Origin of the sequence: Xanthomonas sp. NCPPB 1638, from assembly GCF_041475635.2 — a bacterium.
Lineage (GTDB): Bacteria > Pseudomonadota > Gammaproteobacteria > Xanthomonadales > Xanthomonadaceae > Xanthomonas > Xanthomonas cucurbitae.
In genome coordinates this window covers 4,536,128-4,562,340 of the sequence record NZ_CM192984.1, presented here as the reverse complement: position 1 = coordinate 4,562,340, position 26,213 = coordinate 4,536,128, and the positions used below count along the sequence as shown (strand labels likewise).

Genomic DNA, 26,213 nt, shown 5'->3' with positions numbered 1-26,213 from the left:
GTGAGTAATCGATGGGATCCCGGCGTCATCCGCGCCCTGGCCGACGCGCGCCACGGCGATGCGTTCGCCGTGTTGGGCGCGCACCCGAGTGACGGCGGGCGCGTGTTGCGCACCTATCTGCCTGGCGCCGAGCGCGTTAGTGCGGTGCTGGACGACGGCCAGGCGATCGTGCTGGAAGCGGGCCCGGAGCCGGGCCTGTTCGCCGGTGACCTGCCGGCGCAGGGCGGCTACCGCCTGCGCATCGGCTGGCCCGGTGGCGAGCAGGACACCGCCGACCCGTACGCCTTCGGGCCGCAGCTCAGCGACTTCGACCTGCACCTCATCAGCGAAGGCCACCACCTGCAGCTGGCCGATGCGCTGGGGGCCAATGTGGTGGAAGTGGATGGCGTGCGCGGCACGCGTTTTGCGGTGTGGGCGCCCAATGCCTCGCGTGTGGCGGTGGTGGGCGACTTCAACAGCTGGGATGCGCGCCGTCACCCGATGCGGCTGCGGCATCAGTCCGGTGTGTGGGAGCTATTCGTTCCCGATGTCGGCCCCGGAGCACATTACAAATACCAGCTGCGTGGCCCCCATGGCCACGCGTTGCCGGCCAAGGCCGACCCGGTGGCGCGGCGCGCAGAACTGGCGCCGGGTACCGCCTCCATCGTGGCCGACCCTACGCCGTTCCAGTGGAGCGACGACGGCTGGATGGCCACGCGCGCGCGCCGCCAGGCGCACGACGCACCGATGAGCATCTACGAGATCCACGCCGGCTCCTGGCTGCGCAAAGAAGGCGTGGAGCTGGACTGGGATGGCCTGGCCGACCGGCTGATTCCGTATGTGGCCGACATGGGCTTTACCCATGTGGAACTGATGCCGGTCACCGAGCATCCATTCGGCGGCTCGTGGGGCTACCAGCCGTTGGGACTGTTCGCGCCCACCGCGCGCTTCGGTTCGCCGGACGGCTTTGCCCGTTTCGTCGACCGTTGCCACCGCGAGGGCATCGGCGTGCTGGTGGACTGGGTGCCGGCGCACTTTCCCACCGACGCGCATGGGCTGGCGCACTTCGATGGCACCGCGCTGTACGAACACGCCGACCCGCGCGAAGGCTTCCACCGCGACTGGAATACGCTGATCTACAACCACGGCCGCCGCGAGGTGTCCGGCTTTCTGATCGCCAGTGCGCTGGAGTTCCTGCAGCGCTATCACGTCGATGGCCTGCGCGTGGATGCGGTGGCCTCGATGCTGTACCGCGACTACAGCCGCAACGCCGGCGAGTGGGTACCCAACATCCATGGCGGCCGCGAGAACTACGAAACCATCGCCTTCCTGCGCCGGCTCAACGCGGTGGTGCGCGAGCACACGCCGGGCGCGGTGATGATTGCCGAGGAATCCACTGCATTTCCCGGTGTGACCGCCGACGTGGCGCATGGCGGCCTGGGCTTTCACTACAAGTGGAACATGGGCTGGATGCACGACACCCTGCACTACGCGGGGCTGGACCCGATCTATCGCCGCTACCACCACGGCGAGCTGACCTTCAGCATGGTCTACGCGTATTCGGAGCGCTTCGTGCTGCCGATCTCGCATGACGAAGTGGTGCACGGCAAGGGCTCGTTGCTGGGCCGCATGCCCGGCGACGACTGGCAGCGGTTCGCCAACCTGCGCGCCTACCTGGGTTTCATGTTCACCCACCCGGGGCGCAAGTTGCTGTTCATGGGCTGCGAGTTCGGCCAACCCACCGAGTGGAACCACGACGCGGGCCTGCCGTGGCACTTGCTCGATGAAGCGCGCCACCGTGGCGTGCAGACGCTGGTACGCGACTTGAACCGTCTGTACGTCGAATACCCCGCGCTGCACACGCAAGACGATGACCCGTCCGGTTTCTCCTGGGTGGTGGGCGACGATGCCGCCAACAGCGTGGTCGCCTTCCTGCGCAAGGCAAAGCGCGGCGATGCGCCGGTGCTGGTGGTCATCAACTTCACCCCGGTGGTGCAGCACGGCTACCGCATCGGCGTGCCGCAGGGCGGCCAGTGGCGCGAAGTGTTCAACAGCGATGCCGGCCTCTATGGCGGCAGCAACCTGGGCAATGGCGGTAGCGTGACAGCCGAGCAGCACGCCATGCATGGGCACGCGCAATCGCTGCCGCTGCTGCTGCCGCCGCTGGGCGCCATCGTGCTGACCCCGCAGGGCTGATGCATTGCCGCACCCTTGGACCGCGACCTACGGGTGCGGCAGTTGCAGCGTCCGCGTATGGTGTCGTCACGCGGTTGCAGGCAGTGCCGGGCTGGCTCCAAGGTGAGACCTGCACCAACTACTCACGCCAAGGCCGCGATGTGTCGGCGTCACTTGGGGCGACGTGACGCATCATGGGCAAGACCGACGGGAACGACTGAATGAAACGAAACACTATGTTGGCGCTAGTGGTCGTGCTGGGTGGGTTGCCAGCCCTGGCACATGCGCAGGACTGCGAAGAGGGTGCAACGACCGCAGCGCAGGTGCGCAATTGCCTTTCTGGCAAGGAGGATGCGCTGCTGGACAAGGCATATGCGGAAACCTTGCGTCGCGCTCGAACGCAGGATGCTACCCTGGCTCCAAAGCTCAGCCTGGCGCAGGCCAGCTGGCTCAAATTTGCGCAGGATTCCTGCGAGTACACGGTTGCATCGTCCACGCTGCAGACAAACAGTAATGACGCCAGGCTGATGTGCATGCAGACCTTCATACAAGCCCGCATTCGGGTCTTGAACGGGTACCAGCGTGCGCTTGAGCAGGAGCGTTGAGTAGCGGCTACTTCTGCACGGTGTGTCGTGCCTGCTTGCGTGTGTGAATAGCCGCCACGCTGTGGCAACAACACCTCGGCGATCATCCAAGACAAAGAATGGTCAGAACGTGCCACGTTGAATGAAGGGGGCTTGTTGGTACAGGCGTCGCTCGCCACCGCGCGGGTCCGGTTCCAGCCGGCTGGGGGTGTCGAAGATCAGCGTCTGGCGGCGTTGCAGCGTGTACTGTTGCCAGCGTGGCGCGCCGCGACGATTGGGGTCGCCATGCCGCGCGAACGCAATCAAGGCCTCGCTCATCTGCGTCGCCATGGCTTGCGCCCCGGCACCTTGGCCGGTGCGCGAACCGGGCTGGGCAATCGTGTCGAATACCAACGGAATATCCAGCGTGTGGAAGGCGCCGAACTTGCCGCCCTCCAGTGGCGATCCCCAGTCCAGCTGGTACACCCACGTCGGTGCGCCCTGGCGTGCGCGCGCTTCGGCCTCTTCGACCGCGCCGCGCCAGGAACGGCCGGCGGTGGTGGCGGCAAAGAACACCTCCGACGGCGAGTAGTGCGGATATAGCCGGCGGTATTCGGCAATCACCACCTGTGGTAACAGGTCCACGTATTGCTGGGCTTCCAGCCTGGCCGGTAATTCGTCCCAGCTCAGTGCGAAGTTTGTCGCATCTTTGCCGAGAAACGCGCGCGTTTCATCGCGGGTGTTGCCGATCACCATCGGAATGACGGCCGACTGCAGCGGTGCGGTGGGCCAGAACGGATGCACCGGCACATTGTGCGCATCCAGCACCGGGCCGAAATACAACGCGCTGTTTTCCACCCGCGAGGGGTCGCGCACTTGCGCAGCAGCCAGCAGCTGCGCCACCGGCAGCGTGCGCAGGCGCGGTAGATCGGCCGGCGTCATCTTCAGCGCATCCAGCAACAGTTGCGCGCGTTGGGTGGCTGCGCGCGGCCCTGCCGCGGTGACCTGCTGCCCGCTCATGGTCCAGGCGCGATGGAACAACCCACGTGCGGCCGGCATGGCCATCAGCGTGGCGATTTTGGCGCCGCCGCCGGACTGGCCGAACACGGTGACATTCCCCGCGTCGCCACCGAATTCGGCCGCATGCTGGCGTACCCAGTGCAACGCTTGGATCAGGTCGAGCTGGCCGGCATTGCCCGAATCGGCGAAGCTGGCGTCGCCCAGTTGCGCCAGCGACAGGTAACCGAACAGGTTGAGCCGATGATTGACGGTGATGACCACCACGTCGCCGCGTTTGCACAGGCGCACGCCGTCATAGAGCGGGTCGCTGCCGGAGCCGGTGGTGTAGCCGCCACCGTGGATGTAGAACAGGATCGGCCGCCGGCCGCCATCGCGCAGGCCGGGCGTCCACACGTTGAGGAACAGGCAGTCTTCGCTGGTCGGCTCGCTGGCCTTGTGTTGGGGAGCGGCGGCGCCGAAGCCGGTGGCATCGCGCACGCCCTGCCAGGGCACTTCCGGCAACGGGGCCTGGAAGCGCCGCGCGCCGGTGTCGCTGCCGTACGGGATGCCCTTGAACACACAGGTACCCGCATCGCGCAGGCCGCGCACGCGGCCGCTGCGCAGCTGTGCCAGTGGCGCGCTGTCCTCGCGTGGCGGCGCTGGCGCTGCGGCGGCTGCGGCAACGCCGGGCAAGGCAGCCGCGGCGGTCGCCAGCAGGCCACCCTGTAGCAGCCTGCGGCGACGTGGATCGGGCGCGCGGGGCGCACTCATCGTTCGGCATCCTTCTTCGCCGATGCCGATGCCGATGCCGATGCCGATGGCTTGATGATCTGGGCAATCCAGGCCTGCGCCAGCTGCGGCCAGGCGGCCAGGGTCAGCCCGGCGATGCGGTCGGTGCCGAAGCCATGGCCTCCCTGTGGAAACACATGCAGCTCGCTGGGCACCCCGGCACGCCGCAGTGCGTCGTGCATCAGCAGGCTGTTGCGCACCGGCACCACGCTGTCGTCCTGGGCGTGCAGCAGGAAGGTCGGCGGCGTGCGCGCGTCCACGTGCCGCTGCGCAGAGTAGGCACGCACCTGCGCGTCGCTGGGCGCGCTGCCGAGCAGGCGCTGTCGCGAGCCCGGATGCGCGTTGGCGCTGTCCATGTCGATCACCGGGTAGATCAGCAGCTGGAAGTCCGGCCGGGCGCTCAGGGCATCGGCGGCATCCTGCGCCGGGTACACCTGCGCGGCATAGCGCGTGCCCAGGCTGGCGGCGACATGGCCACCGGCCGAAAACCCCATCACCCCGACCCGCTGCGCATCGATGCCATAACGCGCCGCATCGGCACGGATCAGCCGCAGCGCGCGCTGGGCGTCGGCCAGCGGCACGTCGGCGCCGTTCGGATGGCCTTCGCCCGGCAACCGGTAGCGCAGCACGAACAGGGTGAGCCCGGCCTGGTCGACGAAACCCGGCACCAAGGCGCTGCCTTCGTTGTCCAGCACGATGCGCTGGTAGCCGCCGCCCGGGGTGACCAGCAGCGCGGTGCCGCTGGGCCGCCTGGGCCGGTACACCACCAGATAGGGCTGGCTGATGGACTGGATGGTGCGGTCGGGGCGGGCGGCATCGCTGCTGCGGTCCACGATGCGCTGCGGCTGCGCCAGTGCGGTGTCTCCCGGTGCCATGCCGGCCGGCCACAGCGCGATCCGGCTGGCCTGCTCGGCGGCGGTGTCGGCGCTGGTCACCTCGGCCGCCCAGGCGGGCGTGCCCACCAGCACCAGGGCGCCCAGGGCCAGCGCAAGGCCATGGCGCAGCAAGCCGAAAGGCCTGCGGCCGTGGGGTTTGTGGCTTGTCTGTCGCATCACCCCTCCCAGGGTCGCTTCGCATTGGCGATCACAATGCCGCACTGCACATTGCCAATGACACCGGTTTACCATATACAGCACACCGTGCCGCTGTCGATTGGCAGTGCAACAAAACCCCTATCAGGGAGACACCCTTGAGCAACGCCGCCGCCACCCCGCCAACGTCCACATCCGCGCTGTCCGACATCGCCCAGCGTTTTGTGGAAGCACGCCGTGCCGGGGCATCGCTACCCGACTTTCCCGGGCAAATTCCCTCCGATCTGGTCACCGCCTACCAGGTGCAGGACATCGCCATCGGCCAGTGGCACGACCAGGTGGTCGGCTGGAAGGTGGGCTACATCGCCGCCGAGCGTCGCGATGCCTCTGGCGACGAACGTCTGCTCGGCCCGATCTTCTCGCAGAAGCTATGGAATGCTACCGGTGGAACAACCGAGTTCCCGATCTATGTCGGCGGCTTTGGCGCGGTGGAAGCCGAGTACGTGCTACGCCTGGAGGCCGACGCCCCCGGTGGCAAGACGCAGTACACCCCGGACGAGGCCGTGGCGCTGCCGGCGAAATTGTTCATCGGCGTGGAAATCGCCAGCAGCCCATTGGCCACCATCAACCAACTGGGACCGCGGGTGGTGATTTCGGACTTCGGCAACAACAATGGGCTGATCCTGGGGCCGGAAGTCACCGATTGGCTGGACCGCGAGGAAACCGCGCTGACCGCCGAAACGCTGATCGACGACCAGGTGGTGGGCACCGGTGGCGCCACCACCTTGCCCGGCGGATTGCGCGCGGCCTACGCATTTGCGCTCAGCCGTTCGGCCCAGCGCGGCCGTCCCCTCAAGCGCGGTGATCTCATTGCCACGGGCAATGCCACCGGTATCCATGACATCGAAGTGGGACAGCATGCCCTGATTCGCTTCGCCGGCATCGGCGACATTTCCTGTACGGCCGTGTCCGCCAGCTGAGCGTGGACCCCGTGACCAGACGCTTGGGAGGGCGCCAATGTTCACACGCAGACATTTCCTCGGTGCCGGGCTCGGCGCCGCCGCCGCCGGCCCCTGGCTGGGCGCCGGCGCCACCACGCCGATCCCCGGCGGGCAACTGCTCACCGCCACCGACGTGCACGTGGGCGACTACCCCACGGTGGAAGCGGTGCGCTGGTTCGGCAAGCAGCTCGAAGCCCGCACCAATGGCCGGCTCAAGCTGCGCCAGTACCATTCCGGCCAGCTGGGCCGCGAGTCGGAGGCGATCGACATGGCGCGCTTCGGTGCCATCGACATTACCCGCGTCTATTCGGGCGCGTTGAACAACACCTTTCCGCTGACCCAGGCGCTGTGCCTGCCGTACGTGTTCGATTCGGTGCCGCACCTGCGCCGCGCCATCGATGGGCATGTGGGTGACAGCGTACTGCGCAGCTTCGAACAGCGCGGCCTGGTGGGTCTGGCGATCTACGATTCGGGCGCGCGCTGTTTCTACAACACCAAGCACCCGCTGCACCGCCCAGAGGACCTCAAGGGCCTGAAGCTGCGCGTGGCGTCCTCGGACATCTTCCTCAAGCTGATGCGCATGCTGGGCGCCAACCCCACGCCGATGTCGCTGGGCGAGACGTTCTCGGCGATGGAAACGCACATGATCGACGGTGCGGAAAACAATATGCGCAGCTTCCAGTCCAGCCGGCACTTCGAAGCCGCGCACTACTGGTCGCAGAGCGAGCATTCCTATGCGCCGGATATCCTGGTGATGTCGCGACGCAGTTTCGAATCGCTGAGCGCGGCCGATCGCGGCCTGGTGGTGGAACTGGCGCGTGCGTCGGTGCCGGTGATGCGCGGCCTGTGGGATGCCTCCGAGACGACGGCACGCAAGCAGGTGGTCGATTACGGCGTCAAGCTCAACCAGGTCGACATGCCGGCGTTCCGCACCGCCTCCGCCCCGCTGTTGGCCGAATACCGCAAGCAGCCGGAGATCGAAGCGCTGTACCGCCGCATCCGCGATTTTGCATAAGGGGATCCCGATGACCGAACCTGAGACTGTTGCCGTCCCGGTCGCGCCGTTGCAGCGCGCGCTGGACCGCGTTTCCGACATTGCCATTGGCGTGGCTTCGCTGGCATTGCTGGGCCTGGTGGTCGTGCAGGGCTGGCAGGTATTCACCCGCTACGTGCTCAACGACTCGCCCAGCTGGACCGAGCCGGTGACGCTGCTGCTGCTGAGTACCGCGCTGAGCCTGGGCGCCGCTGCCGGCGTGCACACCAACCGCCACTTCGGCTTCTATCTGTTGGGCGAGCATGTGCCGCCGTTGGTGCGAAAGATCTTCGAAGTGATTCGCCCGCTGATGATTCTCGCCATTGGTGCGGTGCTGGCGTGGTGGAGCGCGGCGCTGCTGGTCGACGGCCTGGACATCAAGATGGCCGGTGCGCAGATGCCACAAAGCATCAACTACCTGCCGCTGTCCATCGGCGGTGCCTTGATGGTGCTGTTTGCCTTGTTCAAGTTGTGGCGTGTGCTGCGCCCGATCCACACCCCGGGAGTGCGCTGATGGGTATCGCGATGTTGTTGGGTACCTTCGTGGTGCTGCTGCTGATCGGCGTGCCGGTGGCCTATGCGCTAGGCGCGGCCGCATTGGCCACCTTGCTGTACCTGGACCTGCCCACGGTGGTGCTGGTGCAGCAGATCTCCGCCGGCAGCGGCTCGGCGTCGCTGATCGCGATTCCGCTGTTCATCTTCGCCGGCGAGCTGATGCTGCGCGGTGGCATTTCCGAACGCTTGATCGCATTGGCTTCGTCCCTGGTGGGGCGTGTGCGCGGTGGCCTGGGCCAGGTCAGCGTGCTGTCGTCGCTGTTCTTCGGCGGCGTGTCCGGTTCGGCCATCGCCGATGTGTCGGCGGTGGGCGGCACCATGATTCCGCAGATGATCAAACGCGGCTACGACCGCGATTACGCGGTGAACGTGAGCATGACCGCCGCGCTGGTGGCCTTGCTGGTGCCGCCCTCGCATAATCTGATCCTGTTTTCGGCGGCGGCCGGTGGCGGTTTGTCGATTGCCGATCTGTTTGCGGCCGGCATCTTCCCCGCGTTGTTGATGACCGCCGCGATGATGGTTACCGGCTATGCCGTGGCGCGTCACCGCGGCTACGGCACCGAGCCGTTCCCGGGCTGGCAGGCGGTGGCGTTGCGCTTGTTCGGTGCATTGCCGGGATTGGGCCTGGTCGCGTTGATCTTCATCGGCATTCGCGCCGGTATCTTCACCGCGGTGGAGAGCGCCGCGATCGCGGTGGTGTACGCCTTGATCGTCACCGCCTTGCTCTATCGCCAGCTGCGCTGGGCCGAGTTCTTCGCCGCCGTCACGCATGCCGCGCGCACCACCGGCGTGATCCTGTTCGTGATCGCCACGGCCGCCGTGTTCGGCTGGTTGCTGGCGTATCTGCAGGTGCCGGCGGCGGCGGTGAAGTTCCTGCAGGCCATTGCCGACAGCAAGAACACCGTGTTGCTGATGATCGTGGTGATGCTGCTGTTGCTGGGCATGTTCATGGACCTGGCACCGAAGATCCTGATCTGCACGCCGATCTTCCTGCCGGTGGTCAAGGCCTACGGCATCGACCCGATCCACTTCGGCCTGGTGATGGTGCTGGCCGGCGGTATCGGCCTGATTACCCCGCCGATCGGTTCGGTGCTGTTTATCGGCACCTCCATCGGGCAGATCACCATCGCCCAGAGCATGCGCACCATCTGGCCGTTCTGGCTGGCGGCGCTGTGCGTGCTGCTGATCGTGGCGTTCTTCCCCGAATTGTCGCTGTGGTTGCCACGCGCCCTGCGCGCCTGAGGATCTGAGCGACTGCGTGCGTGGCGGGCGCGGGTGAGCGGTACGCAGGTTCCTCGTCCGATCCCCTCTGCCGGTCACACGCGATGCCTTGCGAGTCAGCAGGCATCGCTGCCGGCGGGAGAGTTCCGCCTCATCCGGTTAACCGGTGGTATTGCCCACCGGTCGCCGCAAAGCCCCGGTGTCCGGGGACCAGGAGTAAGCATGCGTGTGGGTAGCACTTCATCCCGATGGCGTTGGCTGGCGGCCGGCGGACTGTTGCTATGCGCCGGTCTGAGCGCGGCGGCGGACTGGAAGCGCGGCATCGAACACCAGCGCATCGCCGACCAGGGCGATGGCACCTATCTCAATCCGGTGCTGGCCGGCGACCACCCCGACCCGTCGGTGCTCAAGGACGGGCAGGACTACTACCTCACGCTGTCCTCGTTCGATGCGTATCCCGGCCTGCCGATCTGGCATTCGCGCGATCTGGTCAACTGGCAACCGCTGGGCCACGCCATCACCCGGAACGTCGGCGCGATCTGGGCGCCGGACCTCATCAAGCACGGCAAGCGCTACTACATCTACTTCCCGGCCCGGCACGGCGAGCAGGGTGAGCGCAGCAACTTCGTGGTCTGGGCCGATGACATCAACGGCCCGTGGAGCGCGCCGATCGACATTGGCCTGGGCAAGTACATCGACCCCGGCCATGCGGTGGGCGAAGACGGCAAGCGCTACCTGTTCCTGAGCGGCGGCGACTATGTGCAGCTGTCCGACGACGGCTTCAAGGTGGTCGGCACGCCCAAGCACGTCTACGACGGCTGGAAGTACCCGGAAAGCTGGGACGTGGAAGCCTATGCGCAGGAAGGCCCCAAGATCACCCGCCACAATGGCTGGTACTACATGACCACTGCGGTGGGCGGCACCGCCGGCCCACCGACCGGGCACATGGTCATCACCGCACGCGCGCGCTCCATCCATGGTCCCTGGCAGAACGCGCCCAATAACCCGATCACCCGGACCCAGAGCGCCGACGAGCCATGGTGGTCGCGTGGCCACGCCACCCTGGTGGAAGGCACCGACCAGCGCTGGTGGATGCTTTACCACGGCTACGAAAACGGCTATTGGACGCTGGGCCGGCAGGCACTGCTGGACCCGATCGAATGGACGCCCGATGGCTGGTTCGTCGCCAAGGGTGGGGACCTGGGCAAGCCGTTGAAGAAGCCCAGCGGCCAGGCCCTGCCACACGGGCTGGCGTTGTCGGACGACTTCCGCGCCAGCACGCTCGGCCCGCAGTGGGCGTTCTTCAACCCGGCGGCCGACGAGGCCAGGCGCCTGCAGGTGGGTGACGGCGTGCTGCGGCTGCAGGGCAAGGGCCGCGCGCCGCGCGATGCCTCGCCGCTGACGGTGATCGCCACCGACCCGGCCTACCAGTTCGAGGTGCAGATGACCGTGGCACCGGGCGGGCAGGGCGGGGCGCTGCTGTTCTACAGCGACAAGCTCTACGCCGGGGTGGGCAGCAATGGCGAAAATTTCGTCATGCACCGCTACGGCGAGGAGCGCCCGGCCAAGCTGGCGCCCAGCCGCAATGGCGGCACGCTGTGGCTGCGGGTCACCAACAACCGCCACATCGTCACCCTCCACAGCAGCACCGACGGCAAGGCCTGGACCAAGTACCCGGTGCAGATGGAAGTGTCCGGTTACCACCACAACGTGGCCGGCAAGTTCCTGGCCCTGAAGCCGGCGCTGTATGCCGCAGGCGATGGCCAGGTGGAGTTCCGCAACTTCCGCTACCGCGCCCTGGACTGACCGTTCTGCAGTGCCGGGTATGCCGCCGCGATGCCTGCGGCGGCGCGCCTTGCACCACAGATCCGGGGCAGCGGCAGGCGTCGCTCAGGTCTGCCGGCCCCAGGGCCGGTAGAATCCAATCCACTTTACTGGTTGACCGCTATGCCCGCCCGCAAGATGCCTGAAGAGGGAATGCCCGGCCTGCCGAAGGGCAAGGTTGCCACGATCAACGACATCGCGCGGATGTCGGGCGTGTCGAAGAAGACCGTTTCGCGGATCATCAACAACTCGCCGCTGGTGCGGCAGGACACCCGCGAGAAGGTCGAGGCGCTGATGCGCGAGGTTGGCTACGCGCCCGACCCATTGGCGCGGGGGTTGGCGTTCCGGCGCTCGTTCCTGATCGGCATGGTCTACGACAACCCCACCGCGCAGTACATCGTGGACATGCAGTACGGCGCGCTGGACGCGCTGCGCGGCTCCAGCTTCGAGCTGGTGGTGCACCCCTGCGACAGCCGCAGCCCCGGCTACATCGAAGGTGTGCGCCGCTTCGCCCAGGCGCAGAAGCTGCACGGGGTGATCCTGGTGCCGCGCGCCTCCGAAGACCAGGCGTTGGCCGACATGCTGGCCGAGATCGGCTGCCGCTATACCCGCATCGCCTCGATCGCGCTGGACGCTACCTCGCAGACGGTCATCACCCACGACCGCGACGGCGCAGCAGAGGCCGCCGACTACCTGCTGTCGCTGGGCCACCGCGACATCGCCCTGGTCACCGGCCCCAGTGCCTACCGCTCCTCGATCGAACGCACCGCCGGCTTTGCCGACGCGCTGACCCGGCGCGGCATCGAGCTGCCGCCCGAACGCATCGTGGAGGCCGGCTACACCTTCGAATCGGGCGTGGCCGCGGCCGAAAAGCTGCTGCTGGGCAAGAAGCGCCCCACCGCCATCTTCACCGGCAACGACGAAATGGCCGCCGGTATCTACAAGGTGGCCCTGCGCGCCGGCATCAACATCCCGCGCCAGCTCTCGGTGATCGGCTACGACGACAGCTCGCTGGCCTCGCGCCTGTGGCCACCGCTGACCTCGGTGCGCCGCCACACCCGTGACACCGGGCGCACTGCGGCCGCCATGCTGATCCAGCCCGACAATGCCCCGCAGCTGCCCACCGCCAGCGTGCGCCCGCACCTGATCGTGCGCGACTCCTGCCAGCCGCCGGAGGATTGAGCACTGCGCCGTGCCGCGCCGGAAGATTGAGGGCCGCGCGCCACGGTGCCGGCCTTCCGCTCCACCTTGCAGGGCGTTGTGCCCAACAGGGTGGGAACAGCTGGCTCGATCGGCCAACAGCTTGCCCCCATCCGCCCTTCGGGCACCTTCCCCCGCAGGCGGGAGAAGGCAGTCCGCCGCTCGCTGCCGTGAAGCCCCTCTCCCGCCTGCGGGAGAGGGGTTGGGGTGAGGGTACGGCGGCAGACAACCATCTAAACTCAGTCATGAGCTGACGGAGGAGGCGCAGATGAGCTTCTCCCCGACCAACCAAACCGCGCACCCACACAGCACGCGCAGCCTCGCACCCTCATCCGGCGCTACGCGTCACCTTCTCCCGACGGGGGAAGAAGTTCCCATTCGGCCACAGCTCCATCTTGCACTGCGCAATGACACCGGTTAACCAGAGCCGTTAGACTAGTCGGGTGCAAGCACACGACCCCCGCTTGTCACTGGAGAGGCGCATATCCCTGTACCGCAAAATGCCTTGCGCCACCCACCCCGATGCGATCGAGGGCGCCAGCAACGAGGATCCGTACGCCTTTACCCGGGCACTGGACGGCGAAACCCTGGATACACCGACCTGCACGCGCGCGCTGTCTGCCAGCTCACGTCATCACCGGCGGTCCCGCGCGGGGCTGCAACCGCAGGCACCTTGCCGCGCATCGCGCGGTTCACCTCTCACACCGTGATACACCCAGCAGGAGCGATAAGGTAATGAGCAATCCGTTCAGTCTCGAAGGCAAGGTCGCACTGGTCACCGGTGCCAATACCGGCCTGGGCCAGGGCATCGCGCTGGCATTGGCGCAGGCAGGTGCCGATATTGCCGCCGCCGGCATCCAGGCGCCCACCGAGACCGAGGAAAAGGTCAAGGCGCTGGGCCGCCGCTTCCTCGCCATTGAAGCCAACCTGGTCAGCATCGAGCCGGTGCAGCGCATCGTCGATACCACCATCGCCGGCCTGGGCGGGCTGGATATCCTGGTCAACAACGCCGGCCTGATCCGTCGCACCGATGCGGTCGATTTCAGCGAGCAGGACTGGGACGACGTGCTCAACGTCAACCTGAAATCGGCGTTCTTCATGGCGCAGGCCGCCGGCCGCCACTTCATCGCCCAGGGGCGCGGCAAGATCATCAACATCGCTTCGATGCTGTCCTTCCAAGGCGGCATCCGCGTGCCGTCCTACACCGCCAGCAAGTCCGGTATCGCCGGTATCACCCGCCTGCTGGCCAACGAATGGGCCAGCAAGGGCGTGACCACCAATGCCATCGCGCCGGGCTACATGGCCACCGACAACACCGCCCAGCTGCGTGCCGACGCCGATCGCAACAAGTCCATCCTGGACCGCATCCCGGCCGCGCGCTGGGGCGTGCCGGCCGATTTGGGCGGCACGGCGGTGTTCCTGGCCAGCAGCGCTTCGGACTACGTCAACGGCGCCATCATCCCGGTCGACGGCGGCTGGCTGGCACGCTGAGCCAGATCACACGTCGATGATGCGTACCGTCCGACGCGCACGATCCCCGGTGTTTGCGAGGCCGCGTCCTTCTCCCGCAGGCGGGAGAAGGTGCCCGAAGGGCGGATGAGGGTAGTTACCCGACCGGAACCGCAATCGAAAACGCCTCGCCGCAGCACGCCAGCCTCCAGCTTTTCCCGAGCCACGCTTCCCCAACCCAATCGGAGCATTTCCATGAAAATCGCACTCATGAACGAGTTTAGCCAGGCCGCCAAGAACCCGGTGATCCTGCAGCAGCTTAACGACGTCGCCAGTGAGCAGGGCCACACCGTCTTCAATGTCGGCATGGACGGCGACAACGACCACCGCCTGACCTACATCCACCTGGGCATCGCCGCCAGCCTGCTGCTGAACGCCAAGGCGGTGGACTTCGTGGTGGCCGGCTGCGGCACCGGACAGGGCGCGATGATGTCGTTGAACGCGCATCCGGGCGTGTTCTGCGGCTACTGCATCGAGCCGACCGATGCCTACCTGTTCGCCCAGGTCAACAACGGCAACGCGCTGGCGCTGGCGTTCGCCAAGGGCTACGGCTGGGGCGCGGAAATCAACGTGCGCTACATCTTCGAAAAGGCGTTCAGCGGCGAACGCGGCATGGGCTACCCGGCCGAGCGTCGCGAGTCGCAGGTTGCCAACGCCGGCATCCTGGCCCAGGTCAAGCAGGCCACCGCCAAGTCCTACCTCGACGGCTTGCGCGCCATCGACCCGGAGCTGGTCAAGCAGGCCATTGGCGGCGAGCGTTTCCAGCAGTGCTTCTTCGACAACGCGCAGGACGCGGAAATCCGCAGCTTCGTCGCCGGCCTGCTTGGCAAGAGCGAAGCCGCAGCTGCGTAACTGCTAAAGCCCCTCTCCCAATGGGAGAGGGGTTGGGGTGAGGGTACAGCGGAAGACAGTTGCTCCAAACGGAAAAGACGTGAGACGACTGTAAGGCGGTCCAGCATTTCCAGGACGCCCGCGCCCTCATCCGCCCTCCGGGCACCTTCTCCCAGAGGGAGAAGGAACAGCGCCGTGCACTTACCACCTCCCCGGAGCCACCATGCCTCTGCTGCTCCTCGCCTTGCTGCTGCTCTGCACCGGCCTCGCTCAGGCCGCGCCCCATCGCATCTTCATCGCCGGCGATTCCACTGCCGCCGAGTACGGCGCGGAGCGTGCACCGCAGGCCGGCTGGGGACAACTGTTGCAGGACTGGTTCGACCCCGCGCAGTGGCAGGTGCACAACCATGCCAAGGGCGGCCGCAGCACCCGCAGCTTCATCGCCGAAGGACGCCTGGATGCCATCGCAAAAGAGCTGCGCCGCGGCGACATCCTGCTGATCCAGTTCGGTCACAACGACGCCAAGCGCGAAGACCCCAGCCGCTACACCGATCCGACCACCGACTATGTGCAGTTGCTGCGCCGCTTTATTGCCACTGCGCGCGCCACCGGTGCCACCCCGATCCTGATCACCCCGGCCGCACGCCTGCTCTACGACTTCGGCGCGCTGCTCGACACGCACGGCCGTTACACCCTGGCCATGCAGCAGCTCGCCGCCGACGAGCGCGTGGGCCTGATCGATCTCAACGCCAGCTCCAGCGACTGGATTCGCGCGCTCGGCGAGCAGGCCGCCAAGCCGTATTTCCTGTTCGTGCCGGAAAAGAACATTGCCGATGGCACCCACTTCAGCCGCGCCGGTGCCACTGCCGTCGCCTGCCTGGTGGTGAACGGCTGGGTGCAGTTGCAACCAGCGCTCAAACCGCAGTTGCGCCGCGACGCCGATTGCGGTGCCGCGCCCGACACTGCCGCGCAACGCGCCGCACAGGCACATCCTTCGCTGGTGGTGCACGAACGCGACCTCGCCCGTCAACAACCCGGCCCGCACGGCGGTGCCGGTCCCACCACGGCGTATCCGTTCTTCGCCGACGCGCCCGGGCTGACGTTCGTGCTGCGCAAGCGCGTGTTGCACAAGGGCGCCGGCATCGGCCTGCACCTGCACGACAAGGACGAGATCTACTACATCGTCAGCGGCCGTGGCCTGTACGCGCTGGATGGCAAGCACTACCCAGTGGCGGCCGGTGATGCGCTGCTGACACGGCCGGGAAGCACGCATGCGCTACAGCAGACCGGCGAGGAGGATCTGGTCGTGCTGCTGGCGTACATGACCAAGCCAGCGCGCTGAGCCCTGTGTGTCGGTATTGGCTGCGCATGACTGGTGGTGTGCAGGTCACTGCCCGCTCGACGGCAGGGCTTGCTCGCCTTCGCAGCGGCGCCGCGTACAGTGCCACCGGCAACGCGGTGTGGCCGCTCAGGCCTTGTCCACCCCGTAGTGCGCCAATCCCAGCCGCGCCAGATCGCCTAAGCGGCGGTAATACACTTCTTCCCAGCCTTGCACGCGCTGGCGCTCGGTCTCGTTCATGGCATCGAGGATGTCTTCGATGCTGAGCAGGTCCGGGTTCTCTTCCAGGCGTTCGAACAGCATGCCCAGGCCTTCGATGGCCTGCCGCGTCTGCGCCGCGCCCATCGCCGCCAGGCCCTGCAGTGCGGCGCTGCGGGTGGCTGCGTCCCAGCGATCGAAATAGCGCGCATAGCCGCTCTCGCTCATGTCTGCGTCCAGCCGTGCCAGTGCAATGAGCTCGCGCTCGCCCGGCGAGAGTGCATCCAGCCGTCCACGCAGGCTTGCCAGCTTGGCCTGCGCGCGTGCGGCGCGGCGGCGCCATAGCAGATCGGGCATGTTGAACAGGCCGTCCGCCGTGGGCGGCGCGATCGCCGGCCAGTTCACGCCGTAGCCGTCCTCGGTGAGCTGCCATTGCGCGCGCTGCGGCGGTGCGGCCCGCTGCAACAGGCGATGGGCCTGGATCGGCTCATCGATGCGCATGCCATTGGCCAGGGTGAACAGCAGGCGGGTGTCGTCCAGCTCCAGGCGCCGGATGCGCAGATGCGTCAGGTCCATTGGGCGAAGGCGATGTGGTCAGCCTTCGACCTTAGTGTGCGTTGGCGACGCTGTCGAGTCGGCGCGCCAGGCGCACGCTGCTGCCGCGTGCATGCGCTGCGGTCGGGCGCAGGCTGGTTTGCGCCGCCGCATGTCATTGATCGCGCGTGGCCTCACACGTCGCCGTCGTGGCTCCAGCCTGCGCCGCTGCCGCGCTGGAACACCCGATCGCTGTCCAGCACATCGCCAGCCGGCACCTGCGCCTGCTGCGCCAGTGCGGCGTAGATGGGCGTGAAGTCCGGGCCGGTGGCGTCCATCAACTGCGCGAAGCTGTCGATGACGAAGTAAGTCTTCTGGAACGTGTCGATGCGGTAACGCGTGCGCATGATGCGCTGCAGGTCGAACCCGATGCGGTTGGGCGCGTCGGACTCCAGCGAATACAGCGACTCGCCCTTGGACGAGACGATGCCTGCACCGTAGATGCGCAGCCCTTGCGGGGTGTCGATCAGGCCAAATTCCACCGTGTACCAGTACAGGCGGGTCAGGTTCTGCAACGCCTCGGCGCCGATGCCATGCGCCTTGACCCCGCCGCGGCCATAGGCCTGCATGAAGTCGGCAAACACCGGGTTCATCAGCAGCGGCACATGCCCGAACAGGTCGTGGAACAGGTCCGGTTCTGCGATGTAATCGATCTGGTCCGGGCGGCGGATCCACCAGGTCACCGGAAAGCGCTTGTTGACCAGGTGATCGAAGAAATCCAGTTCCGGCAGCAGGCCTTCCACGCCCACCAGGGTCCAGCCGGTGGCCGCCTGCAACACGAGGTTGAGCGCATCGAAGCGCGGAATCTGCGTGTCGTCCATGCCCATGGCGTCCTGCGCCTGCAGGAATTCATCGCAGGCACGGCCCACCAGCAACTCGCGCTGGCGGCGGTACAGCGTGCCCCAGGTGGCGTGGTCGTCGCTGCTATAGCCGTCCCACGGCTGGCTGACCACGGCCGTGGTGTAGACCGGCACATAGCCCTTGTCGGTGAGCTGGTTTTCGACGCGGCGCGGGACGGTGTTCATGCGGACTCAAACTCCATGGCGGCAGTGTTCCACCTTAATCGGATCGCTGCGCAACAGGCTTGCGAATCTTGCGCAAATAACCCCACTGCACGCAAGATTCATGCGTTCCTTATTGCTGCTGCGCAACATATGAATCCATCCATCGCATTGGACCGCATTGATCTGCGGTTGCTTGCTCTGTTGCAGACGCAGGGGCGCAGCAGCAACGCCGAGCTGGCCGTGCAGGTGAATCTCTCCGCCTCGGCCTGCCTACGCCGTATCCAGCGGCTGGAGGCCGCCGGCATCATCGCCGGCTATGGCGCGCGGCTGGATGCGCGTGCACTGGGGCTGGGTCTGCAGGCCTTCGTGCGGGTGCAGCTGGAGCAGCACGGCCAGGCCGATATCGAGCTGTTCGCCGACGGCGTGCGTGGCTGGGACGAAGTGGTGGCCTGTTGGGCGCTGACTGGCGACATGGATTACCTGCTGCAGGTGCAGGTGCGCGATTTGGAGCATTTCTCGCGCTTCCTGCTCGACCGCCTGCTCAACGCCACCGGTGTCTCCGACGTCAATTCCAGCTTCGTGCTGCGCACGGTCAAGGCGCCGGAGGGATTGCCGCTGTCGCATCTGGGCTGATGCCGGTTGATCGGTAAGGCGTCGCGGCCGGGGCCGCTCCTACAGGAGCAGGGGTGCCGCGCGCTTCAACCGCCCGTGTAGGAGCGGCCCAGGCCGCGATGCTTTACCGAGTGATCCTGGCCTGGGCGCATCTCGCACGGCACCCGGTATTCCACCCGGCGGCAGCGGCCTCACGGCGCGACGCAGTCTTCGTCCTTGCCACGCAACTTGCTCCAGCGCGAGCGCTGTTCCAGGCAGCGCTGGTAGGCCTGTTGTTTTGCCGCGGCGGTCTGTTCGGCCGCCGTACGCACGGCGCTGCGGCGTGCGGCCTGCAACTGCGCGATCTTGGCGCGGATCTGCGGCATCGCCGCCATCGCCGCGCGCTCGCCTTCCAGGATCGCGGTGCCGCGCTGGTTGAAATCGGCCGAGCCGATATCGCTGACCTTGGGGCGGATCACCACGTCGGCGCGCTTGAGTTCGGCCTCGCCCAGGCGCTGGCCCATGATCGAGATCGACTGGTTCACCGTTCCCAGCAGATCGCCCGGGTTCTTGCCGCTGGCCTTGCTGGAGATATCCACCGCCACCACGAACTCGGCGCCAAGCTGGCGTGCCGCATCCACCGGTACCGGGCTGACCACGCCGCCGTCGACGAAGTGATAGTTGCCGATGGTCACCGGCTCGAACACGCCGGGAATGCTGCTGGACGCGCGCACCGCCTGGCCGGCATTACCGCGCACGAACACGATCCGTTCGCCGTCTTCCAGGCGCGTGGCCACCGCCGCGAACGGCTTGCGCAACGTCTCGATCGACTTGCCGCCGAGTTGCGCGTTGACGTAGTCCTGCAGCTTCTGCCCCTGCACCAGGCCACCGGACAACAGCCGCACATCGCGGATGCTGGTCTGGTCGAGCGCCACCGCCTTTTCCTGCATCTGGAACGCATCCATGCCGCTGGCATACAACGCACCGACCACGCTGCCGGCACTGGTGCCCGACACCACCACCGGCGCGAAACCGTTGGCTTCCAGCATCTTGATGACGCCGATATGCGCAAAGCCCTTGGCCGCGCCGCCGCCGAGCGCGATACCGATCTTCACCGGTTTGGGCGCGCCGGCCGTCGGCGCCTGCACCAGCGGTGCCGGCGCGGCCGCGCGCGGCTCGCCGCCGCAGGCCGCCAGCAGACCAAGCATGCACAACAGCGTGAGCGAACGGGGGCGGCGGAGCGCGGTCATGGCGGAAACGTATTGGGAAAGGCGAGGGAGAATACACGCGCTGCGAAAACGGCGGCTGATCTGGACGGGAGGCGTCCAGGCGGCGCCGATCGCGCTGGCGGGTGAGGAGCGTGCCCGCTTTTGCCCGCTGCCCTCACCCCAACCCTCTCCCGCAGGCGGGAGAGGGGGCAGAATGCGATGCCCTTCTCCCGCCTGCGGGGGAAGGTGCCCGAAGGGCGGATGGGGGAGGCCGTTCTCCTTGGCCAAAAGACAACCGACCCACCCCCAGGACCGCGCCGAACGGCGCCGCCACCCAAGCCTCAAAACCGGTTATCACCATCCAGCAGCCGCCCCAGACCCCCCAGCACCGAGCCTTCGCCGCGCTGCTGTCCGCCGCCCTGCGGCGCGGCCTGCAGCATGCGCCCGGCCATGCGCGAGAACGGCAGCGATTGCAGCCACACCTTGCCGGGGCCGGTGAGGGTCGCCAGGAACACGCCTTCGCCACCGAAGAACATGCTTTTCAGGCCGGCCACGCGGCGCACGTCCATGTCCACCCCGGCGTGATAGGCGACCACGCAGCCGGTATCCACGTCGATGCGCTCGCCCGGGCCCAGCGTGCGCTCCACCACGGTGCCACCGGCGTGCACGAACACCCAGCCGTCGCCTTCGAGCTTCTGCATGATGAAGCCCTCGCCACCGAACAGGCCGGTGAGGATCTTCTTCTGGAAGGCGATGCCCAGCGACACCCCGCGCGCGCCGGCCAGAAAGCTGTCCTTCTGGCAGATCAGCCGCCCGCCGTGCTCGGACAGGCGCAGCGCCAGCACCGTACCGGGGTAGGGCGCGGCGAACGCCACCTTGGCCTTGCCGCTGCCGGCATGGGTGAACACGGTGGTGAACAGACTCTCGCCGGTGACCACGCGCTTGCCGGCGGAGAGCAGTTTGCCCATCAAGCCGCTGCCACCGCTCTGGCCGGCATGCGAGCCGTCGCCGAATACGGTGTCCATCTGCACGGCCGCATCCTTGTACATCAGCGCGCCGGCCTCGGCGATCGCGCTTTCGCCGGGGTCCAGCTCCACTTCGACGAACTGCATGTCGTTGCCAACGATGCGGTAATCGATGGCGTCGGCAGTGCCGGTCGCGCCGGTCAGCGGTGGCGGGGCGCTGCCGCTGCTCTGCAACTCGGCCAATTGCCGGGCCGGGGTCCAGCCATCGAGTCCGTCGCGCCAGGCCAGCGCATCGGGTTGGCGCTGGGCATGCGCGCGTGCGCTGGCATCATCGAGCGGACCGATGCGGTCGGCCTGTCCGGGAACATGGAAATACCACTGGGCCATCGGGATGACTCCTGTCTATGTGTGTGCGGAGTCTAGCCTTGGCAGCGGCCGCTGCGTCCCCTGTCCAAGGTCATGCGCTCCCGCAGCGGACAGGTTTCGCTGGCCGCCGTGGGCTGCATGTGGTGCAGTGCGCCGACGTGCGTGCCGCCGTCGGCGACGGCGCTTACGTGCCCACCGTGGCCCGGTAACGCTCGCCATCGCGCTGCACCCGCACCGGGCCATCGAACACCGCCGACAGGCTGGCATCGGTCAGCACCGCGTCGCGGCTGCCATCGGCCACCACCTTGCCGGCGCGCAGCAGGATCACCCGCGCGATCTCCGGCACGATCTCTTCGATGTGGTGGGTCACCAGCACCAGTGTGATGCCTTGCTGGGCAAGATCGCGCATGCTGTCGAGCAGGTGCTGGCGCGCGACCAGATCCAGGCCGGTAGAGGGCTCGTCCAGCAACAGCGCCTGCGGGCGGTTGACCAACGCGCGGGCGATCAGCACGCGGCGTGTTTCGCCGGCCGACAACTCGGCGAACGGGCGGTCCAGCAGCGGCAAGGCGCGCGCCAAGCTCAGCGCTTCGCGCGCACGGGCACGCATGTCGTCGCTGATCTCGCGGTGCGGCGGCACCACGTAGCTGGCGAAGAAGCCGGACAGCACCGCGCTTTCCACATCCAGCCCCGGCATCTCGGCCAGGTTGACGCTCAGATCGCCTGTGACGATGCCCAGCTGCGCGCGCAAGCGGTCCACCTGCCAGCGGGTCTGCCCCAGCACCTTCACTGACGCCTGGCCGTCCCCGCGCGCCAGCGGATACAGCTCGCGGGTGATGAGCTTGATGAAGGACGACTTGCCGCAGCCGTTGGGTCCAAGCAGGGCGGTGTGCTGCCCCAGCGCGATGCGCAAGGACACGCTATGCAGCACACGAACCTGGCCGCGCATCACGCTTGCCTGGTCGAGTTCGATCAACGCGGGGGCGCTCGTATCGGCAGCAGCAGGGGAAGAAACACCAGCAGTCATACGCAACGTCGGGCAGTGGCGGGAGAGGTGTGAACCGCGTTAGGAATGCGGGAACACCCTACGCAAGCGAAGGGTGAAGTTTGCCGCGATCGCCCCCATCATGTCTGTACCAATCAACGAGATGCCGCTGTGGAACTGCCGATGCTGCCCGACCCGATCGTCGACTTCCTCACCTCGGGCGTGGCCGGCCTGGGTGTCTGGGGCGTGCTGGGCGTGCTGCTGGTGGTCACCCAGCTCACCATCTTTGCGGTAACCCTGTACCTGCATCGCAGCCAGGCGCACCGCGGTGTGGATTTCCACCCGGTGCTGGCGCACTTCTTCCGGTTCTGGACCTGGCTCACCACCTCGATGATTACCCGCGAGTGGGTGGCGATCCATCGCAAGCACCACGCCAAGGTGGAAACCGACGAAGACCCGCACAGCCCGCAAACCAAGGGCATCGGCCAGGTGTTCTGGCGCGGCGTGGAGCTGTATCGGCAGGCGCGTGCCGAGCGCGCGGACATCGAGCAATACGGCAAGGGCGCGCCGTCGGACTGGATCGAACGGCATCTGTATACGCCGCACGCCAATGCCGGTCCCAGTCATCAACACGGTGCTGTTCGGCTTGCCCGGCATCGCGCTGTGGGCGATCCAGATGGCGTGGATTCCGTTCTGGGCCGCCGGCGTGGTCAACGGGCTGGGCCACTGGTGGGGCTATCGCAATTTCGAATCGGCCGACACCTCCACCAACCTCACGCCGTGGGCGCTGTGGATCGGCGGCGAAGAACTGCACAACAACCACCATGCCTTCCCCAGTTCGGCACGCTTCTCGATGCGGCGCTGGGAGCTGGATATCGGCTGGATCGCCATTGTCGGCCTGCAGGCGCTGGGCCTTGCCAAGGTGTTGCGGGTGGCGCCGTCGCTGGATATCCGCCCCAACATCGCCGTGCCCGATGCCGACACGCTCAAGGCCTTGTTGTCGCATCGCTTCCAGGCCATGACCGACTATCAGCGCAACGTGCTCAAGCCGGCGGCGCGAAGTTGCGCGAATTGTTGCCGCGCCGCCTGCGCAAGGGTCTGGTCGACGATGGCAGCTGGCTGCAGCCGGATGCACGCGCCCAGCTGCAGGCCTGGGTGGCGCAACGCCCGCGCATGCGCACGTTGGTGGAGTATCGCGCGCGTCTGACCGCCGTGCTGGAAGCGCGCAGTCACGACGCCTCCGAACGGCTCAGGCAATTGCAGCAGTGGTGCCATGAAGCCGAAGCCAGTGGCAATGCCGCGCTGCAGGCCTATGCGGCACGGCTCAAGGGGTATGCGCTCAGTGGTGCGTGAGCGCAGCGGCGCGCCGAGCGGATCGAGTAGACGCCTGCTGCTGGCGATGTGGCTTGTGTGCGCCGCTGCCGGCAGTGCGCATGCCCAGGTGCAGGACAGCCAGGAGTATCTCAAGCGCATGGACACCGATGGCGATGGCCGGGTCAGCCGCGACGAATATCTGGCCTGGATGAGCTACGCCTTCGATCAGCGCGATACCGATCACGATGGCGTGCTGCAGGGCGAGGAGTTGCCTGGCCGGCGCGGCAAGCCGATCACCCGCGCCGCGCATCGCGCCACCTTGATCGAACGCTTCGCGCGGCAGGATGCCAACGGCGACGGCTACCTGAGCGCGCGCGAATTGCTGGCGCCGCCGCGTTGATGCGCGCCTTCGCGCTCGGCTGACGTCGCCTTCGGCACGCTCGAGCGCATGTTCACACTCGATCAGGTCAGCCGACGCTACGGCCAGTCCCTTGCGCTCGACAACGTCAGCCTGGCGTTTGCCAGGGGCGTCACCACGGCGGTGATCGGGCCCAGTGGCGCCGGCAAGTCCAGCGTGTTGCGCCTGCTGGTGGGGCTGGAATGGCCCGACAGCGGCACGGTTGCCTTCGATGGCACGCCACTGCAACGCAAGCAGCTGCAGGCGCAGCGTCAGCGCATCGGCTACGTGATCCAGGAGGGCGGTCTGTTTCCGCATCTGGATGCGCGCAGCAATGTGGTGTTGCTGGCGCAGACGCTGGGCTGGACGCGCGCGCGCATCGACGCACGCGTGGAGACGTTGTGCGCGCTGTGCCAGCTGTCGCCGGCGTTGCTGGCGCGCTACCCGGCCGAGCTGTCGGGCGGGCAGCGCCAGCGCGTTGGCCTGATCCGCGCGCTGATGCTCGACCCACCAGCCCTGCTGCTGGACGAACCGCTGGGCGCGCTCGACCCCATCGTGCGCTACGACCTGCAGGCACAGATGCGCGCGCTGTTTGCCCAGCTCGGCAAGACCGTGGTGCTGGTCACCCACGATGTCGCCGAGGCGGCGTATCTGGCCGACACCCTGGTGCTGATGCGCGCCGGCCGCGTGGTGCAGCAGGGCAGTGCGCGCGCGCTGCTTGAGCACCCGGCCGACCCGTTCGTGCAGCGGTTTCTCAGTGCGCAGCGCAGCATCGGCGACGCCGCATGATCGCGCGTGCGGTGGTGGCGGTGCTGCTGTTGCTGTGCAGCCTGGGCGCACACGCCGCGCAAGTCAACGTGGGCTCGAAGAACTTCACCGAAGCGGTGATCCTGGGCGAAATCGCCACTGCCGCCGGCAAGCGCGATGGGGTGGATGTGCAACATCGCGCCCAGCTCGGCGGCACGCGCATCCTGTGGCGCGCGCTGGAAACCGGGCAGATCGATGCCTATGCTGAATACACCGGCACCCTGGCACAGGAACTGCTGCAACTCCCCAAGGCCAGCCACGCCGAGTTGCGCGCCGAACTGGACGCGCGCGGGTTGGCGATGACGCAGTCGCTCGGCTTTCAGAACACCTATGCGTTCGGCATGCGGCGCGAGCGCGCGCAGGCGTTGGGCATCACCACGTTGTCCGAACTGGCGCGCCACCCGGGCTTGAAGATCGGCCTCAGCAACGAATTCATGCAGCGCGCCGACGGCTGGCCGGGCGTGCGCGCCGCCTATGCCCTGCCGCAAACCGCCACCGGCCTGGATCACGACCTGGCCTATCGCGCGCTGCACAGCGGCGCGATCGAGGTCACCGATCTGTACAGCACCGATGCGGAGATTGCGTATTACACCCTGCAGGTGCTGCGCGACGACCGCCATTATTTTCCCGAGTACCAGGCTGTGTTCCTGTACCGCAAGGATCTGGCACAGCGTGCGCCGCAGATGCTGGAGACCTTGCAAGGCCTGCAGGGACGCATCGACGAAGCGGCCATGCAGCACCTCAATGCGCAGGTGAAGCTGGAGCGCAAGCCCGAATCTGCGGTGGCCGCGCAATGGCTGGGCGTGAAGCCTGTCTCGGACACCGCCTCGCGCACTAGCCGGCTATGGCGTTACACCCACGAGCATCTGGCACTGGTGGGCAGCTCGTTGGGGTTGGCATTGCTGATTGCCCTGCCATTGGGCGTGCTGGCGGCACGACGGCCACGGCTGGGCCAGCTGGTGCTGTCGCTGACCGGCGTACTGCAGACCTTGCCCTCACTGGCGGTATTTGTCTTCATGATTCCGCTGTTCGGTATCGGCGCCAAGCCGGCGATTGCGGCGCTGTTGCTGTATAGCCTGCTGCCGATCGTGCGCAACACGCATGCCGGGCTGACCTCGATCCCGCGCGAGCTGCACCAGAGCGCCGAGGCGATCGGCCTGCCGGCGTGGACGCGGCTGTGGCGCATCGAGTTGCCGTTGGCACGCCGCACGATCGTGGCCGGGATCCAGACTGCAGCGGTCATCAACGTCGGTACCGCCACGCTGGGCGCGCTGATCGGCGCGGGCGGCTATGGCCAGCCCATCCTCACCGGCATCCGCCTGGACGATATCGGCCTGATCCTGGAAGGGGCGGTGCCTGCCGCGCTGCTGGCGTTGCTGGTACAGGCCGTGTTCGGAGGACTGGAGCGCTGGGTCACGCCGCGCGGGCTGCGCATCCGCCAACCATCATGAACCCGTAGGAGCGGACCTGGCCGCGACCGGGCGTTTCCCGGCAATGCCGGTCGCGGCCGGGTCCGCTCCTACGGATGCTGATCTGGCAGCGCTGCGACCAGGCTGAGCAATGCATCTTCGGCAACACCGACATGCGGTGCGATACGGAGACGTCCATGCCGTCGCGTGCAGATCGCTTCAAGCTCGCCGAAGGTCTTCGCCACTGCATCCAACTGGCGTGCCGGCGGCTGCAGAGCCGTCAGATGCGGTGCATGCCAGAGCCCGTAGGAGCGGACCCGGCCGCGACC

The 26,213-nt window shown here is 67.2% G+C and carries 22 protein-coding genes and 2 pseudogenes; 16 read left to right on the top strand and 8 right to left on the bottom strand.

What is annotated here, in order from left to right; genetic code table 11:
* Window positions 1-2,175, top strand: a complete 2,175-nt coding sequence (glgB, locus tag ACCQ13_RS19885; RefSeq protein WP_208800424.1) for a 1,4-alpha-glucan branching protein GlgB — start codon at window positions 1-3, stop codon at window positions 2,173-2,175.
* A 200-nt stretch (window positions 2,176-2,375) separates the two neighbouring features.
* Window positions 2,376-2,759: a lysozyme inhibitor LprI family protein gene (locus ACCQ13_RS19880; RefSeq protein WP_159407847.1), complete on the top strand. Its 384-nt coding sequence runs from the start codon at window positions 2,376-2,378 to the stop codon at window positions 2,757-2,759.
* Window positions 2,760-2,861: 102 nt separating this feature from the next.
* On the opposite strand, the gene ACCQ13_RS19875 is transcribed toward ACCQ13_RS19880, so the two are convergent.
* A complete protein-coding gene (locus ACCQ13_RS19875) occupies window positions 2,862-4,487 on the bottom strand; it encodes a carboxylesterase/lipase family protein (protein ID WP_159407846.1) in 1,626 nt (541 codons plus the stop codon).
* Window positions 4,484-5,557 (bottom strand): alpha/beta hydrolase, encoded by a 1,074-nt coding sequence (locus ACCQ13_RS19870; RefSeq protein ID WP_274392020.1) that lies wholly within the window; start codon window positions 5,555-5,557, stop codon window positions 4,484-4,486. Before ACCQ13_RS19870 ends, ACCQ13_RS19875 begins: the two co-directional genes overlap by 4 nt.
* Before the next feature lie 137 nt (window positions 5,558-5,694).
* Between ACCQ13_RS19870 and ACCQ13_RS19865 the strand changes: the two genes are divergently transcribed.
* The 9 genes from ACCQ13_RS19865 (at window position 5,695) to ACCQ13_RS19825 (ending at window position 16,052) form a co-directional block, all read left to right on the top strand.
* Window positions 5,695-6,516, top strand: a complete 822-nt coding sequence (locus tag ACCQ13_RS19865; RefSeq protein ID WP_104601990.1) for a 2-keto-4-pentenoate hydratase — start codon at window positions 5,695-5,697, stop codon at window positions 6,514-6,516.
* 37 nt (window positions 6,517-6,553) lie between these two features.
* Entirely contained in the window at window positions 6,554-7,552 is a 999-nt protein-coding gene (locus ACCQ13_RS19860) for a TRAP transporter substrate-binding protein (protein WP_104601989.1), read from the top strand.
* Between the two features lie 10 nt (window positions 7,553-7,562).
* Entirely contained in the window at window positions 7,563-8,084 is a 522-nt protein-coding gene (locus ACCQ13_RS19855) for a TRAP transporter small permease (protein WP_167526983.1), read from the top strand.
* Window positions 8,084-9,367 carry a TRAP transporter large permease gene (locus ACCQ13_RS19850; RefSeq protein WP_104601988.1) on the top strand — a complete coding sequence of 428 codons (1,284 nt, stop codon included), beginning with the start codon at window positions 8,084-8,086 and terminating at the stop codon, window positions 9,365-9,367. Before ACCQ13_RS19855 ends, ACCQ13_RS19850 begins: the two co-directional genes overlap by 1 nt.
* Window positions 9,368-9,568: 201 nt before the next feature.
* Complete coding sequence (locus ACCQ13_RS19845) at window positions 9,569-11,152, top strand: family 43 glycosylhydrolase (protein WP_159407844.1); 1,584 nt, start codon at window positions 9,569-9,571, stop codon at window positions 11,150-11,152.
* Between the two features lie 141 nt (window positions 11,153-11,293).
* Window positions 11,294-12,352 (top strand): LacI family DNA-binding transcriptional regulator, encoded by a 1,059-nt coding sequence (locus ACCQ13_RS19840; protein WP_208800422.1) that lies wholly within the window; start codon window positions 11,294-11,296, stop codon window positions 12,350-12,352.
* A gap of 753 nt (window positions 12,353-13,105) precedes the next feature.
* Complete coding sequence (kduD, locus tag ACCQ13_RS19835) at window positions 13,106-13,861, top strand: 2-dehydro-3-deoxy-D-gluconate 5-dehydrogenase KduD (protein ID WP_159407842.1); 756 nt, start codon at window positions 13,106-13,108, stop codon at window positions 13,859-13,861.
* Window positions 13,862-14,074: 213 nt separating this feature from the next.
* Window positions 14,075-14,731 (top strand): RpiB/LacA/LacB family sugar-phosphate isomerase, encoded by a 657-nt coding sequence (locus tag ACCQ13_RS19830; RefSeq protein WP_104601984.1) that lies wholly within the window; start codon window positions 14,075-14,077, stop codon window positions 14,729-14,731.
* Window positions 14,732-14,933: 202 nt separating this feature from the next.
* The gene (locus tag ACCQ13_RS19825) at window positions 14,934-16,052 is read left to right on the top strand and encodes a GDSL-type esterase/lipase family protein (RefSeq protein ID WP_159407841.1); all 1,119 of its coding nucleotides are present in this window, start codon (window positions 14,934-14,936) and stop codon (window positions 16,050-16,052) included.
* Between the two features lie 126 nt (window positions 16,053-16,178).
* Here ACCQ13_RS19825 and ACCQ13_RS19820 read toward each other — a convergent pair whose 3' ends face one another.
* Window positions 16,179-16,823 carry a DMP19 family protein gene (locus tag ACCQ13_RS19820; protein WP_159407840.1) on the bottom strand — a complete coding sequence of 215 codons (645 nt, stop codon included), beginning with the start codon at window positions 16,821-16,823 and terminating at the stop codon, window positions 16,179-16,181.
* 152 nt (window positions 16,824-16,975) lie between these two features.
* The gene (gene phhA, locus ACCQ13_RS19815) at window positions 16,976-17,866 is read right to left on the bottom strand and encodes a phenylalanine 4-monooxygenase (protein WP_159407839.1); all 891 of its coding nucleotides are present in this window, start codon (window positions 17,864-17,866) and stop codon (window positions 16,976-16,978) included.
* A gap of 129 nt (window positions 17,867-17,995) precedes the next feature.
* On the opposite strand from phhA, the gene ACCQ13_RS19810 reads away from it, so the two are divergent.
* On the top strand, window positions 17,996-18,478 hold the full coding sequence (locus ACCQ13_RS19810; RefSeq protein ID WP_104601980.1) for an Lrp/AsnC family transcriptional regulator: 483 nt from the start codon (window positions 17,996-17,998) through the stop codon (window positions 18,476-18,478).
* A gap of 170 nt (window positions 18,479-18,648) precedes the next feature.
* On the opposite strand, the gene ACCQ13_RS19805 is transcribed toward ACCQ13_RS19810, so the two are convergent.
* From ACCQ13_RS19805 to ACCQ13_RS19795, 3 genes are all read right to left on the bottom strand, one after another.
* A complete protein-coding gene (locus tag ACCQ13_RS19805; protein ID WP_159407838.1) occupies window positions 18,649-19,686 on the bottom strand; it encodes a patatin-like phospholipase family protein in 1,038 nt (345 codons plus the stop codon).
* A gap of 299 nt (window positions 19,687-19,985) precedes the next feature.
* Entirely contained in the window at window positions 19,986-20,996 is a 1,011-nt protein-coding gene (locus tag ACCQ13_RS19800; protein WP_104601978.1) for a TIGR00266 family protein, read from the bottom strand.
* Between the two features lie 163 nt (window positions 20,997-21,159).
* Window positions 21,160-21,999, bottom strand: a complete 840-nt coding sequence (locus ACCQ13_RS19795) for an ABC transporter ATP-binding protein (protein WP_159407837.1) — start codon at window positions 21,997-21,999, stop codon at window positions 21,160-21,162.
* Between the two features lie 141 nt (window positions 22,000-22,140).
* Here ACCQ13_RS19795 and ACCQ13_RS19790 point away from each other — a divergent pair.
* From ACCQ13_RS19790 to ACCQ13_RS19775, 4 genes and pseudogenes are all read left to right on the top strand, one after another.
* A pseudogene (locus ACCQ13_RS19790) lies at window positions 22,141-23,310 on the top strand (DesA family fatty acid desaturase).
* A 46-nt stretch (window positions 23,311-23,356) separates the two neighbouring features.
* Window positions 23,357-23,671: an EF-hand domain-containing protein gene (locus ACCQ13_RS19785; RefSeq protein WP_104602023.1), complete on the top strand. Its 315-nt coding sequence runs from the start codon at window positions 23,357-23,359 to the stop codon at window positions 23,669-23,671.
* Window positions 23,672-23,719: 48 nt separating this feature from the next.
* Window positions 23,720-24,457 carry an ATP-binding cassette domain-containing protein gene (locus ACCQ13_RS19780; RefSeq protein WP_159407836.1) on the top strand — a complete coding sequence of 246 codons (738 nt, stop codon included), beginning with the start codon at window positions 23,720-23,722 and terminating at the stop codon, window positions 24,455-24,457.
* Window positions 24,454-25,926, top strand: coding sequence for an ABC transporter permease/substrate-binding protein (locus ACCQ13_RS19775; RefSeq protein WP_104601976.1), 1,473 nt, complete (start codon window positions 24,454-24,456; stop codon window positions 25,924-25,926). The genes ACCQ13_RS19780 and ACCQ13_RS19775 overlap by 4 nt, the downstream gene beginning before the upstream one ends.
* Before the next feature lie 68 nt (window positions 25,927-25,994).
* Here the strand turns inward: ACCQ13_RS19775 and ACCQ13_RS19770 are convergent.
* Window positions 25,995-26,204 (bottom strand): annotated as a pseudogene (locus tag ACCQ13_RS19770) (aminotransferase class V-fold PLP-dependent enzyme); the annotation flags it as partial.
* Window positions 26,205-26,213: the final 9 nt, after the last annotated feature.